The organism is Micromonospora maris AB-18-032, from assembly GCF_000204155.1.
GTDB classification, from domain to species: domain Bacteria; phylum Actinomycetota; class Actinomycetes; order Mycobacteriales; family Micromonosporaceae; genus Micromonospora; species Micromonospora gifhornensis.
The window spans coordinates 2,717,073-2,731,077 of the sequence record NC_015434.1 but is presented as its reverse complement, the minus strand read 5'-3'; the positions used below and the strand labels follow the sequence as shown (position 1 = coordinate 2,731,077).

Here is a 14,005-nt window from a genome sequence, read left to right as displayed (position 1 = left end):
TCAGCGTCCAGTCACGCTCCAGTCGCTCGGCTCTCTCGATGACCGTCGATGGGATGACGATTACCGCTGAGTGACTGCACAGTCACCCATGGCTTCTATGTTGTGCCCAACTACCGAAAGGCAGGTGTGTACGCATGACCTCCTCAGTGGACGACACCCATCTGGCCGACGACGCCCGAGAGGTGACCGCCCGGTACGTGAGCGCGATGAACTCCGGCGACGCGGAGACGGTGCTCAGCTTCTACACCGACGACGCGGTGACCATCTGGGAACCGGGCAAGCCGCTGCGCGGCCAGGAGCACGTCGACGCGGTCCGCGAGTTCGTCGCGTCCCGCCCGTCGATGCGCGCCGAGCTGCGCGAGTCGTACGTGGCCGGCGACGCCGCGCTGCTCGTGGTGGACTGGAGCATCGATCAGCCGGACGGCGCGGGCGGCACCACGCACCTGACCGGGACGGGGCTGGACGTCCTGCGCCGGGGCGCCGACGGCAAGTGGCGCTACGCGGTCGACAACGCCTTCGGCGACAGTGTCTGAGGTGGCCGCCGTGACCACCGAGTTCCCCGAGCTGGCCGAGGCGCACCTCGGCGGACTACTCGACCAGTTGGGCCTGGCCGTGCCCTACTCCCGGGCCAGCGGTGACACCCTCTACTTCGTCGACGACACCGGCGCCGAGGTGGCCGTCGACGACTTCGTCGGGGGGTACGGGTCGCTGATCTTCGGTCACCACCATCCGACCCTGACCCGGCTGCTGCACGATCTGCTGGAGCGCCAGGTCCCGGTGCACGCGCAGTTCTCCCGGCACCCGTACGCCAACGACCTGGCCGCCGCGCTGAACCGGGTGCTGCACCGCGAGTTCGGTATCGCGGAGCCCTACCGGGCGATCTTCGCCAACACCGGGGCCGAGGCGGCAGAGTGCGCGCTCAAGCACGCCGAGATGGAACGCGGTCAGCGGGTCGCCGCGCTGATCGCCGAGATCGACACGCACCTGGACGATGCCCGGGCGGCCGCGGCGGCCGGGGCCGGCCTGCCCGGCGACGCGGCCACCGCCCGACTGGGTGCGTTCACCGGCGTGGACGGGCTGATCGCCGCGGTCCGGCAGCACAACACGGCCCAGCTGGCTCGCGGACCGGTGTTCCTGACCCTGGAGAACTCCTTCCACGGCAAGCTCGCGGCCAGCGTGCAGCTCACCCACAATCCGGCCTACCGGTTGCCGTTCCGGACGCTTGCCGCACCGGCCCGGTTCGTGCCGGTGGACCGGCCGGGCGCGGTGGCCAAGGCGGTCGAGGCCGAGCGGGTCACGGTGTTCGACCTGGAGTCCGGCGACGGCGCTGTCCGGCTCGTCGAGCGGGACCTGCCGGTGATCGCCGCGTTCTTCGCCGAGCCGGTGCAGGGCGAGGGCGGCATCCGGCCGCTGGACGCGGCGCTGGCGGCCGAGATCCGCCAGGCCGCCGAGGCCGGCGGGTTCCCCGTGGTGGTGGACGAGATCCAGACCGGTGTGGGCCGCACCGGCACCTTCTTCGCCGGCGCACAGGCCGGGCTGCTCGGCGACTACGTGCTGCTGGCCAAGAGCATCGGCGGCGGGCTTGTGAAAAACGCCGTGCTGCTGGTGCGGGACAGCCGCTACCAGCCCGAGTTCGAGCTGGTGCACAGCTCCACGTTCGCCAAGGACGCGCTGTCGTGTCACATCGGACTGGCCGTCGTCGACCTGCTGGAGGCGGACGGCGGGCAGGCGTACCGGACCGTGCGGGAACGCGGCGACGCGTTGCGGGCGGCCCTGGACGGGGCGGCCGAGGCCAACGCGGACGTGGTGGCCGAGGTACGGGGTCGGGGCCTGATGCAGGGTCTGGAGTTCCGTGACCAGACCGACGCGCCGGCCGGGGTGGTGCGTGACTTCGCTCGCAACGGCCTCTTCGGCTACATGGTCGCGGGGCGGCTGCTGCGGGCGCACCGGATCCGGGTGTTCCCGACCGCCAGCGCGCCGCACACGCTGCGTTTCCAGCCGTCCCTCGCGGTGACCGACGAGGCGATTGCCCGCCTGGTGACCGGGCTGACCGACGTGTGCGCGCTGATCCGCGCCAACGACCCGACTTTGTTGACCGGCTGATCTCCTCCACATCAGCCGGGGTGGCGGCCGCCGATCATCGCGATCGGCGGCCGTCGTCGTGGGGCCCACCGGGCGGTGCCGACACGCGGAGAAGGCGCCCGTGGACGTTCTCGGAGGCTGTCGGTGAGTTTCGGGTTCTGCATGACGTCGGCCGTCCAGACCGTGACGTCGGCCTTCAAGACCTGGTCGTGGTCTTGAAGGCCGACGGTCGGTGCGTCACGCGGCAGGCGTCGCTGTCCGCCTGTTGGTGTTCGGGTGCTTCGGCCGGGTCCCGGTGCGGCTGTGCGCCTTCCGGGGGCCGTGGGTCGGCAGGGTTGTCAGATGCTGTCCGTCGGGCCGGCGTCGGTGCTGGGTGGCCAGGTCGTCGTGGGGTGGAACGCGCCGTCGAAGAACAGCAGTCCGGCGCCGGAGCGGTGGCCGGAGCCGATGACCCTGCCCAGGAAGACCGAGTGGTCCCCGGCCTCGTACACGTCGGCCAACGCGCACTCGACCCAGGCCAGGCTGTCGGTGAGCAGCGGCGCGCCGGTGAGTGCCCCGGGCATCCAGTCGCCCACCGCGAACTGTGCGCTGCCCAGCGGCCGGTCGCGGCTGGCGAAGTGCCGGGCGTACGGCTCGTGCCCGGCCCGGAGCACGGAGGCCGCGAAGTGGCCGGACCCGGTGATCGCCCGGTGCATCACCGCGTTCTTGCCGACGCAGCACAGCACCATGGGTGGTTCCAGCGACACCGAGCTGAAGGCGTTGGCGGTCATGCCGTGCAGGTGGTCGCCGCCGACGGTGAGAACCACGACGCCGGTGGCGAACTGAGACATCGTCGAGCGCATCTGGGCAGCGCCGACCAGGGATGCGTTGGTGGCCGTATCCATGTGCGGTCCTTCCCGCCGTGGTGACGCGGCCCACGTCCCGACCGACGGCGGGACGCAAGCCGCTGCGGCCTCAGGCGCCGAGGGTCTCGGTGTGCTCGGCCACCGGGCGGTCCACCGCCATAATCCACTTGCCGTCGGGTTCACGGACCAGCACGTCGGTGCAGCGGCCGGTGATCCGTTGCCGGGTGCCGTCGGCGGCGGTCACCTCCAGCTCGAAGCCGACGATGATGAGCGAGGTGTCGCCGGCCACGACGGAGTCGCGCACCACCGAGTGCAGTTTGGGGCCGGTGGCCAGCAGCTTGGTGATCGCCTCCGTGCGGGCCGCGCCGGTGAGTGGTTGGCCGGACAGGTTGGAGATCGCGTCCGAACGGTAGAGCAGGTCGAACAGGTCACCCCGGCCGGAGTTGAACGCGGCCAGGAAGACCGCGTTCTGGGTCTCCGGGTCGTCGGTCAGTTCCAGGCTCAGGTTGCTCACGTCGGTCTGGGTCATCGTGTCCTCACTTCCGGGTGGGATCGGTACGTTCGGCGCACCACAACACATTCAACGGCATCAATTCGAATCTTCGGTAATCAACCTCTCACGCAGCGTTCCATGCGGTTACCGAGCAGCCACGGGACGCTCGTCGACGACCTCCTGCGCTGCCGGGTGCGACACCCCGGACGCGCGGATCAGGTCCGCGGCGCGCTCACCGATCATCACGGCGTGGGCGTGGGTGTGACCACGCGGCGCCTCGGGGATCACCGACGCGTCGGCCACCCGCAGCCCGGTCACCCCGTGCACCCGCAGGTCGGCGTCGACCACGTCACCGAAGCGGCAACTGCCGACCGGGTGGAACACCGTCTGCGCCCGCTGCCGGACGTACTCGGCCACCGTGCCGTCGGCCGGCCACGGCACCACCGGCCCCTGGTGCAGGGTGCGCAGGGCCGCGGAGTCGAGGATCCGTTCGGCGAACCGGACGCCCGCCACGAAGGTCTGCAGGTCGGCGTCGTCGGTGAGGTAACCCGGGTCGATGCGCGGCGGGGTGTGCGGGTCGGCGCTGCCCAGGGTGAGCCGGCCCCGGCTGCGGGGGCGCAGCAGCACGACGCCGAGGGTGTAGCCGGGGATCGGGGTGCCGGTGTCGTCGAACGCCATCGGGGACCAGATCAGCTCCACGTCCGGTGCGCCCGCCGCGCCGTCGGCCCGCAGCAACGCCACCGCCTCGCCGATGTTGGAGGTCAGCGGGCCCATGCGATCGCGTTGGTAGCGTTCCCGGCCGTCCTGCAGGAAGCGGGTCGCGTCATCGGCCCGGACCGCCAGATCGAGGATCATGTGGTCGTGCAGGCCGCGCCCGACGGCGGGCAGCTCCACCTGTGGGCGCACCCCGGCCGCGTGCAGGTCGTCCGGGTCGCCGATGCCGGAGAGCAGCAGCAGGTGCGGCGAGCCGACCGTCCCGGCGCTGAGCACGACCTCGCGGCGGGCGGTGACGGTCCGGTCGGCCAGTCGTACGCCTGTGGCGCGGTGGCCGTCGTCGATCAGCACCCGGTGCGCCTGGGCGCCGGTGAGCACGGTCAGGTTGGGGCGGTGCAGGGCCGGCCGGAGGTACCCGTCCGCGCTGCTCCACCGGGCGCCGTCGCGCTGGGTGACCGGGGTCAGCGCGTACCCACGGTTGTCCGGACCGGCCAGCGCGCCGTCGACCGGCGCGAGCCCGACCTCGGCGCACGCCTGCAGGAAACGCAGACTGCTGACGTCCGGGTCTCGCTGGGGTGAAATCCACAACGGACCGCCGGTGCCCAGCGCTCCCCTGTCCTCGGCGGGGCCCGCCCAGTGCTCGGCCCGGCGGAACCAGGGCCGGACCTGCTCCCACGACCAGGACGGCGGCCACGACGTGAAGTCCTCGGCGTGACCGGGCACCCACATCTGGAAGTTGGTCGCCGACGAGCCGCCCAGCACCCGGCCGCGCGGCCAGCGCACCTCCCGGCCGCCCAGGTGTGGCTGGGGCAGGGTGCCGAAGTCCCAGTCGAGCTCGGAGCCGATCAGCTCCAGGGCGCCCAGCGGGACCCGGATGTCCGGATGGTCGTCGGGGCCGCCGGCTTCCAGCAGCGCCACGGTGACGGTCGGATCCTCGGACAGCCGGGCGGCCACCGCGCACCCGGCCGATCCCGCCCCCACCACCACGTAGTCGAATTCCACTGTTCCTCCTCGCGATGCGGTTGGCACGGGCGGGACCGGCCGGGATCCGGTCACCTGAACGCGTAGTGCGTCACCTGTTCGGCCGCCCGCAGTCCGGACTCGATCGCCCCTTCCACGTAGCCGCTCCACCCGCTGGCGATGTCGCTGGTGGCGAACGAGATCCGGCCCTGCGGGCGTTGGATCGCGTCGAGCAGCCCGGTCAGCTGGCCGGGCCGACGGAAGGACCACCCGCCGCGCGCGTACGGGTCGGCGCCCCAGTTCTGGCCCTTGACGGCCAGCACCCTCGCGTCCGGCACGACCAGCCGTACGGCCCGCTCGACCTGGGCCACGTTGTTGACGTTGAGCCGACGGTCGTTGCTGAACCCGACCATCAGCTGGCTGTCCGCGAACTGCTTGATCGGCACCAGGGTGTCCACCGGGTATCCGTCGGGGGTGTGCACGTAGGTGTTGCCGAGCGAGGTACGCAGCCGCAGCCACAGCTTCTGCGCGCCGGGTACACCGAAGGTCTCGCTGGAGGCGCGCCGCCGTTGCAGGCTGAGGCCCGGCGCGAAATCGATGGTGTTCCAGACGTTCACCGGGACCGCGACCACGACCGAGGAGGCGGTGTACGACATGCCGGCCCTGGTGCGGACGGTCACCTCGCGGCCGTTGTCGGTGATGGACCGCACCGGCGAGTTGAGTCGCAGGTCGGCGGCCGCCTCGGTCAGGATGGCCTGGGCGAGTCCGGTCATGCCACCGGCCGGTCGGTAGGTGTTGATGCCGTAGTACTGCTCGGCGTTGTAGTTGCACAGCGCCCACCAGTGCAGGAACTGCGTGTACGCGCCGCGGTCGGATCCCCCGCCGAGCCCGCCGGTGGCCCCGGAGAGCCACTTCTCGTCCAGGGTGCTCAGGCCCATGGCGTTGAGCCGGTCGCGGATGCTGTACGAGTCGACGAGGCGCAGCACGTCGGCCTGGGCCATCGGGTCCGTCGGGTCGGAGAACACCTGCGGTGCCTGTTCGCAGAACTGGGTGAGCAGCTCACCCTGTCGGCCGAACGCCTCCTCGGGGCTGAAGTAGCCGAAGCCGGTGGCGGTCGGGAACAGTGTCCGGTCGGCCGCCGGGTCGGCGACGAGGCCGATGCCCTGGTCCTCGATCTCCTGCCACACGTGGGTCTGCATCGGGTCGACCCAGACGCCGCCCATCTCGACCTGTTCGCCCTGGAACGTGCTGGTCCAGGTGCGTCCGCCGATGCGGTTGCGTGCTTCCAGGATCAGCACGCGCAGTCCCTTGCGCCGCAGGTCCCGTGCCGCGGTGATGCCGGCGAAGCCGGCGCCGACCACGATGACGTCGTACGCGTGGCGTCTCCGGGTCGCCGAGGCCTGCGATGGACGCAGGATGGTGTGCGCGGCGGCGGCCGCCGTGACCGCGGTCAGGACGCCGCGCCGGGTGAGCGGCCGTCCGGACAATGTGGTGTTGCTCATTCGTGTCGTCCCCTGTGGGATTTGGTGGGTTGGATTTACAGGAAGGGTGTGTCCGGGTCGAGTCCGACGAGGACCCGTCCGTGCACCTCCAGACTCATGTCCGGGGACATGAGGCCGTGTGTGGTGAGGCCGAGCAGGTCGCGGTGGAAGCGCTGGAACGGCGCGAACTTGCTCAGCGCGGAGGCCCCGGCGATGGTGTGCAGGTCCTGCACGGCCTCCTTGACCAGCTGGATTGCGGTGCCGGCCTGGCCGCGGACGGCGGCCTTTTCCGCCCAGGTGGGCTCCTCGCCGGCGTCGGCGCGGCGTTGCAGCATGTCCACGTAGGACGCGGAGAGCGTCTCGGCGGCGGTGATCTTGTTGGCGGCCAGCGCGACCCGATGCTGGATCAGCGGGTGCTGCCGCTGGTCGGTCCAGGACGTGTAGGCCAGGCCCCGTCCGGGCAGCCGCTCCAGGAACAGCTCCAGCGCCGCCTTGGCCATCCCGATGTAGGCGGCCGCCGACTCGGCCACCACGTAGCTGATCAGGCTGTAGGAGCGGCCCGGTGCGGTGGGCGTACGGCCGGGGGCGCCGGTGGTCAGCGCCACCTCACCGGTCACGACGCGGTGCGCGGGTACGAACAGATCCCGGGCGGTGGTGGTCGACGAGCCGGTGGCGGCGGCCGCGGAGACGTGCCAGTCGTCGGCGATGCTCAGGTCGGACATCGGCACCATCGCGAACACCTCGGTCTCGGTGCCGTCGGGCTCTTCGAGGATCGCGGCGAGCAGGTCCCAGTGGGCGCCCCGACAGCCGGAGTTGAACCGCCACGAGCCGTTGAGCAGGTAGCCGCCGTCGGTCGGGACCGCCTTCGCGGTCGGGGTGAAGCCGCCGGAGATGCGTACCGAGCCGCCGGCGAAGATCTCCTCCTGCGTCTGGTCCGGGTAGAGGGTGGCCATCCAGGCGGTGGACACCCACGCCACGGCGGCCCAGGCGGTGGAACCGCAGCCGCGGGCGATCTCGGTGAGCACGGCGACCTGCTCGGGCAGCGGCGCGTCGAGGCCGCCGAACCGCTTCGGCACGGCCAGCCGGAACACGCCGGCCTTGTCGAGCAGTTCGGTGTTCTCGTCGAGGATCCAGCGCCGTTCCTCGGATTCCAGGCCGTTCTCGCGCAGCCTCGGCACGATGTTGCGGACCGCGTCCAGCACCTCGCTCATCGGGGGTCTCCTTCTTCTCGGGTCAGCAGTGCGGGCAACGTCTCGTGACCGTTGGAGATGAACGAGCCCAGCGGCCGCAGTTGGTCCACCGGTTGCGCGAGGCGCAGGTCCGGGAACCGGTCGAACAGGGCGGACAGGCCGATCGCTGCTTCCAGCCGGGCCAGCGGCGCGCCCAGACAGCGATGCACGCCGTAGCCGAATGCCAGGTGGTCGCGGCGGGTGGGCCGCAACGGGTCGAACTGCGCGGCGGTGTCGCCGTACACACCGGGGTCGCGGTTGCCCGCGCCGAAGGCGATGACGATCGGGTCGCCCTGGGCGATGACGGCGTCACCGAGGTCGATGTCGGTGACCGCGTACCGCAGCGGCAGGTTGGGAAACGGGGTCTGCAGGCGCAGCGATTCCTCGATCACGTCCGCCCAGTCCAGGTCGCCGCGACGCAGGGCGTCGAGTTGCTCGGGATGGCTGAGCAGCAGGACGATGGTCTGGTCGAGCAGGTTCACCGTCGTCTCGTGGCCGGCGGTGAACATCAGCAGGACGGTGTCCACCAGCTCGCGTTCGCTGAGCCCACCGCCGTCCTCGTCGTGTGCCTGGATCAGGCCGGTGGTGACGTCGTCGCCGGGTTGGCGGCGTTTGATCTCGACCAGCTCGTGCAGCAGCCGGTAGAGCTCGACCTCGTTGGCCTTGGCCTGCTCGGGCGTGGCGGCGGTGTCCATGATCTCGTGCACGGTGCGCAGCAGCGGGCCGCGGATCTCGTCGGGGATGCCCAGCAGCGCGGAGATCACCTCGACCGGCAGCGGGTAGGCGAACCGTTCCCGCAGGTCGACCACCTGGCCGGCGGGCGTGCGGCCCAGGTCGGCCAGCAGGTCGGCGGTGACCGCCTCGATGCGCGGGCGCATCGCCTCGGTGCGGCGCGCGGTGAACGCCCGGGCCACCAGCTTGCGCAGGCGTTTGTGGTCGGCGCCGTAGGCGGTGATCATGTTGCGGTCGGCCACCCACATCGCCAGTGACCAGGTACGGGCCAGCTCGCTCTCGCCGCCACCCCAGGCCGGCCAGTGCTGGTAGGTGTCCCGGGAGACCCGGTCGTCGGTGAGCAGCTGCTTGATCAGCGCATGGTCGGTGACCCACCACGCCGTCACGTCGCCGGGCAGCAGCACCTGGACGGCCCGGCCGAGCGCACGCAGGCGCTCGCCCTCGCCGTGGATGTCACGTCCGGCCGTGTCGATGACCGGGATGCTCAGCCGGCTGGTCATTCGAACCGGCTCGCGTCCTGGTCGCGCAGGATCTGGCAGATGTCGCGGAAGCCGGCGTCCACCCGCGCGATCTCCTCGTCGGACAGGTAGATCGACGGCTCGAAGCGCATCGTCTCCAGGTTGCTGGCGGTGGAGAAGATCCGGATCTGGTGCTTGCGCAGCAGGTGGCCGCCGATGATGAAGGCGAGGGCCTCGTGTTCGACGGCCTCGCGGATCTCCGGTGACGACGAGTTGGACTGGTCGTGCAGCTCGAAGCCGAGCATCAGACCGACGCCGCGCACCTCCCTGACGACATCGGGGTAGTCGGCCTTGATCGCCTCCATCATGGCCTTGGCCTTGGCACCCCGTTCGGCGGCCAACTGGTACGCCTTGCCGTCCTCGGCCTCCAGCATCTGCAGCACCTTCAGCGCCAGTCGGCTGGAGAAGCCGTCCCGGCCGTAGGTGGAGGTGTGGATCAGCTCGATGTCCTTGCGGTAGCGGTGTTCGTTGACCAGGACGACGCCGAGCTTGGCCACCCCACCGCCGAGTGCCTTGGCCAGGATGATGTAGTCGGGCTTCAGGCCGATCTGGGTGCCGGCGAGGAAGGTGCCCGAGCGGCCCATCCCGGACTGGATCTCGTCGGAGATCAGCGGTACGCCGATCGTGTCGCACGCCTCGCGCAGCGCGCCGGCCAGCTGCGCGGACAGCGGGAAGATGCCCGCCTCACCCATGATCGGCTCGATCAGGAAGGCGGCGAACACCGGGAAGTCGCGCTCGACCAGGTCGACCACGCCGTCCTGCACCGTGACGTCGAGCAGGGTGGCCCGTTCGTCCTCGACGACCTTGGCGATCAGCTCGGGACGGTCACGGGGGATGAACCGGGCCTGCGCGGCGAGCGCCTTGAACGGGCCCCGGAACTCGGCGTTGTGGGTGAGCTGGACGCTGCTGACCAGCTTGCCGTGGAAGCCGCCCTCCAGGGCGAGGAACAGCGGCGGGCGGGCCTCGGTCTGCGCGTTGCGTCGGGCCACCTCGGCAGCCAGCAGGTCGAAGTCGGCACCGCCCACCAGGGCGGCCGCGTCGGCGGAGAGCCGGGCGCCGTCGGCGACGGCGGTGCGCGCCTGCTCCACGTGCGTGTCGATCTCCGCCTTCAGCTCGGCGATGCGCGCCCCGCGGTCCATTTCGGCGTGCTTGATGCTGATTTCGACGGCCTCGGCACCGGAGTTACCGAAAAGGGCGAAGAATTTGTCGTCGGTCTGCAACTCGCGACGGATGACGGCATTGAGCTCAGCGGCCAGGTTGAGCGCGAAGGAATAGCCGGAGAACTGCGCGTGCACGGGGGTCTGCTGGTCGAGCAGCCATTTCGCGTGCTCGACGATTTCCGGGTTGTTGTGGCCGAACATGAGGGAGCCGAATCCACTGGCCGCGTCGAAGACCCCGACCTCGGTGCCGTCGTCGGCCAGGTAGTACAGGGTGTTTCCGCGGGCACGGACGTACTTCAGCGCGAGACCGAACTCGGTCAGCACTTCGACCAGATAGGAGTCCGCGAATTCGGGCGCGCCAGGAGAAGAGGTCATCTTTACCGTCTCCGATCAGGAAAGGTTCCGGCGGATATCGAAGATCTGCGGCCCGCGCGGTTTTAGCGAGCGACAGGTCTTGTATATCGTGAGTTCCTGTCGTGTCCGGTCATCGCGGGTTCACCGACCGGCGAATGGGCGCGCGAAGGGCAGCCGATTACCGGACGATTAACGCTGCGGCCGTGGGTCAGTCGTCGAAGACCAGCCGCCGGGCCTCGCTCAACTCCATCAGCCGTCCGTCGCCGACGTGCTTGGCGAAGGCATCGCCCACGGCGGCGACCCCGCGGGCGGTGATCCGGTCCACGTCGCCCCGCTCCGCCGGGGGCAACGGCGCGCCCGCGCCCGCCCGGACCGCCTGGGCGGCGCCGGACAGCAGCGCCGCGCGTTCGTGGTCGCCGAGCAGCGAGTAGGTGCCTGCGACACCTTCGAGGGACAGCGCGATGGTCCGCGGGTCACCGGTCCCCCACGCCGCGACACTGCCCTCACGGTGCAGGCGCAGCGCGGTCTCGGCGTCTCCGCGCTGCTCGGCGACGAAGCCGAGTTCGGCCAGGATCAGCGCGACGCCGTACTCGCCGTCGAGTTGCCGGCACCAGTCGAGCCAGCGCCGCAGGTGCATCTCGGCCGCGTCGAGGCGGCCCTCGCGGCGGGCGACGAGGCCGAGGCCCACCTCGGCGAACTGCTGCCCGAAGGTGTAGCTCTGCTCGGCGGCCAGCCGCAACGCCCGCTCATGCAGCTCACGCGCCTGCGGGTAGTCGCCACCGAGCAGCGCGATACGGCCCAGCCCGGACATCTTGGTGGACGCCTCGTTCCACAGTCCGAGGGCCTCAGCGATCCGCAGCCCATCGCGATGCAGGCGGGCCGCCTCGTCGTAGCGGCCGAGCACTTCGGACAGCGACGCCAGGGCATCGGTGGCCTGCAACCGGCCCCAGCCGTCACCCAGGTCGCGGAACAGGGCCGCGCTCTCCTCGCCGTACTGACGGGTGGCGTCGAGATCGCCCCGCAGGATGCTGCGGGTGGCCAGCGCGGCCAGCGCCGCCGCGGTCCCCCAGGCGTAGTCGAGGTTGCGGAACTCGCCCAGCGCCCGGTCCAGGTACTTCTCGGCGCTGTCCTGGCCACCGAATCCGATCCGGGTGAACCCCAGGAACCACCGGACGATGGCCCGGTCCACGGGATCGGCCACCTCGTTCTCCAGTTCGTCGAACCGGTCGAGGTCGTAACTGGCGTCTCCGGCGCGCAGCCCGAAACCCGCCTGCCAGGCCAGGGCGGTGGCGCGCGGGGAGCCGCCGTCGGTCGGTGAGCCGTCAAGGGCGACGGTGAATGCCCGCTTGGCCTCGGCCAGCCGGCCCCGCAGGAACCAGTACCAGGCCAGCGCGTTGACCATGCGCAGGGCCAGACCGTTCGCGCCGAGCCGGGCCCCGGCGTCCAGTGCTGCCCGGAAGTTGGCCCGTTCGGCGTCCATCCGTTCCAGCCACCGGCGCTGGCTCGGTCCGCGCAGGTGCGGCAGCACCCGTTCGGCCAGGTCCGCGTGGTAGCGGGCGTGCCGCAACCGGACGTCGGCCTCCTCGCCGGCCTCCCGCAACCGCTCGGCGCTGTAGGCGGCGACGGATTCCAGCAGGCCGTAGCGGCGCACTCCGGCGACATCGGTCACGGTGACCAGCGAACGGTCCACCAGTCGGGCGACCAGGTCCAGCACATCGGCGCGGCCGACCACACCGCCGGCGCAGACGTCCTCGGCCATCTGCAGCGGGCAGCCACCGCTGAACACGGCGAGGCGGCGCAGCACCACCCGTTCCGGCTCGGTCAACAGCTCCCAGGTCCAGTCGAGCGCGGCGCGCAGGGTCCGATGCCGGGCCGGTGCACCCCGCATACCCTGGGTCAACAGGGCAAACCGGTCCTCCAGCCGGGCCGCCAGTTCGTGCACCCCGAGGGCCCGCACCCGGGTCGCGGCCAGTTCCAGGGCCAGCGGCAGGCCGTCGAGGCGACGGCAGATCGCATCCACCGCCTCGACGGTGTTCTCGTCCAGCACGAACCCGGCCGACGCGTCGGTGGCCCGGGCCACGAACAGTTGCACCGCGCTGGACGTGGCGGCCTGCGCCAACGAGGTGGGCAGCGCGAGCGGCGGCACCGTCCACAACCGCTCCCCCGCGATGCCCAGCGGTTCCTGGCTGGTGGCCAGCACCCGTACCCCCGGGGCGGCCTGCAGCACCAGCCCCACCAGCTGGGCTGCGGCAGCCACCACGTGTTCGCAGTTGTCCAGCACCAGCAACATCTGCTTGGCCCGTACGGCACTGGTCAGCCAGTCCTCCCGGGCGGTCGTCCGCACCCCCAGCGCGATGGCGACCTGGTCGGCGACGGCGGAGAACGGGTCCGGCTCGTCCGGGCCGGCGGCGACGATGGACAGTTCCACCAGCCACACGCCGTCCGGGTACTGACCGGCGACCTGTCGGGCGGCGGCCAGCGCGAGACTGGTCTTGCCGACTCCGCCGATGCCGTGCAGCGTCACCAGACGGCTGGCCTCCAGCAGGGCCCGTACCTGCACCACCGCGGCGTCGCGGCCGATCAGGCCGCTGACCGGCGCGGGCAGGTTGGTCACCGGACGCGCGGTGGTGGTGATCGGGGTGGGCGACGGCGCCAGCACCGGGTCGCGTTCCAGGATCGACTGCCGCAGCGTGACCAGTTCGGTGCCCGGCTCCACTCCGAGTTCCTCGGCCAGCAGCTCGCGCAGCTCGTCGAAGCCGGCCAGCGCCTCGCTCTGCCGGCCGCTGCCGTACAGGGCCCGCATGTGCGCGGCGCGCAGCCGCTCCCGCATCGGGTGACGCACCACCAGGTCGGCCAGTTCGCTGACCAGGAGGCGGTGCTCGCCCAACTCCAGCATCGCGTGCGCCCGGTCCTCCAGGGCAGTCAGCCGCTGCTCCTCCAGACGGGCGATGGCCGGGCGGGCGAACTCGGCATCGGTGAAGTCGGCCAGCGCCGGTCCACGCCACTCGGCGAGCGCGTCACCCAGGATCGACACGCGGTCGCGGGTGTCGGTGGCGGCACGGGCCCGGCGCAGCCGGTATTCGAACCGGCGGGCATCCACGTCGTGGTCGGACACGTCGAGCAGGTAGCCCGGGGGGCGGGACACCACCACCCGGGTGCCCGCACCGGACTCGGCCTTCTCCAGCGCACGGCGCAGCTGCCACACGGTCGTGTGCAGGGCGCCGATCAGGTTGCCGGGTGGCTCGTCGCCCCACAGCACGTCGGCCAGCGCGTCCGCCGACACCGGCCGCCCCTCGTGCACCAACAGCACCGCCAGCAGCGTCCGGACCTTGTGGCCGGGCAGGTGTGCCGGGCGGTCGTCCGCGGGCCACACGGCCAGGTTCCCCAGAATGCCGAAACGCATAGACACATACGATACGGGGTCTCAAGCACACGCT

General features: G+C 71.3%; 10 protein-coding genes. 2 read left to right on the top strand and 8 right to left on the bottom strand.

What is annotated here, in order from left to right:
- Nucleotides 1–134 precede the first annotated feature (134 nt).
- Nucleotides 135–533 carry a YybH family protein gene (locus VAB18032_RS12380; RefSeq protein ID WP_043720534.1) on the top strand — a complete coding sequence of 133 codons (399 nt, stop codon included), beginning with the start codon at nucleotides 135–137 and terminating at the stop codon, nucleotides 531–533.
- 10 nt (nucleotides 534–543) lie between these two features.
- Nucleotides 544–2,103 carry an aspartate aminotransferase family protein gene (locus VAB18032_RS12375; protein WP_013733175.1) on the top strand — a complete coding sequence of 520 codons (1,560 nt, stop codon included), beginning with the start codon at nucleotides 544–546 and terminating at the stop codon, nucleotides 2,101–2,103.
- 317 nt (nucleotides 2,104–2,420) lie between these two features.
- On the opposite strand, the gene VAB18032_RS12370 is transcribed toward VAB18032_RS12375, so the two are convergent.
- The 8 genes from VAB18032_RS12370 to VAB18032_RS12335 form a co-directional block, all read right to left on the bottom strand.
- Complete coding sequence (locus VAB18032_RS12370; RefSeq protein WP_013733173.1) at nucleotides 2,421–2,966, bottom strand: flavin reductase family protein; 546 nt, start codon at nucleotides 2,964–2,966, stop codon at nucleotides 2,421–2,423.
- A gap of 70 nt (nucleotides 2,967–3,036) precedes the next feature.
- Complete coding sequence (locus VAB18032_RS12365) at nucleotides 3,037–3,456, bottom strand: YybH family protein (protein WP_013733172.1); 420 nt, start codon at nucleotides 3,454–3,456, stop codon at nucleotides 3,037–3,039.
- Nucleotides 3,457–3,564: 108 nt separating this feature from the next.
- Nucleotides 3,565–5,136: a GMC family oxidoreductase gene (locus VAB18032_RS12360; RefSeq protein ID WP_013733171.1), complete on the bottom strand. Its 1,572-nt coding sequence runs from the start codon at nucleotides 5,134–5,136 to the stop codon at nucleotides 3,565–3,567.
- Between the two features lie 50 nt (nucleotides 5,137–5,186).
- Nucleotides 5,187–6,596, bottom strand: a complete 1,410-nt coding sequence (locus VAB18032_RS12355) for a flavin monoamine oxidase family protein (RefSeq protein WP_013733170.1) — start codon at nucleotides 6,594–6,596, stop codon at nucleotides 5,187–5,189.
- 35 nt (nucleotides 6,597–6,631) lie between these two features.
- Nucleotides 6,632–7,786, bottom strand: a complete 1,155-nt coding sequence (locus VAB18032_RS12350; RefSeq protein ID WP_013733169.1) for an acyl-CoA dehydrogenase family protein — start codon at nucleotides 7,784–7,786, stop codon at nucleotides 6,632–6,634.
- Complete coding sequence (locus VAB18032_RS12345) at nucleotides 7,783–9,036, bottom strand: cytochrome P450 family protein (protein ID WP_013733168.1); 1,254 nt, start codon at nucleotides 9,034–9,036, stop codon at nucleotides 7,783–7,785. Before VAB18032_RS12345 ends, VAB18032_RS12350 begins: the two co-directional genes overlap by 4 nt.
- Nucleotides 9,033–10,589 carry an aspartate aminotransferase family protein gene (locus VAB18032_RS12340; RefSeq protein ID WP_043720529.1) on the bottom strand — a complete coding sequence of 519 codons (1,557 nt, stop codon included), beginning with the start codon at nucleotides 10,587–10,589 and terminating at the stop codon, nucleotides 9,033–9,035. The genes VAB18032_RS12345 and VAB18032_RS12340 overlap by 4 nt, the downstream gene beginning before the upstream one ends.
- A gap of 187 nt (nucleotides 10,590–10,776) precedes the next feature.
- Nucleotides 10,777–13,971: an AfsR/SARP family transcriptional regulator gene (locus VAB18032_RS12335; RefSeq protein WP_013733166.1), complete on the bottom strand. Its 3,195-nt coding sequence runs from the start codon at nucleotides 13,969–13,971 to the stop codon at nucleotides 10,777–10,779.
- Nucleotides 13,972–14,005 lie beyond the last annotated feature (34 nt).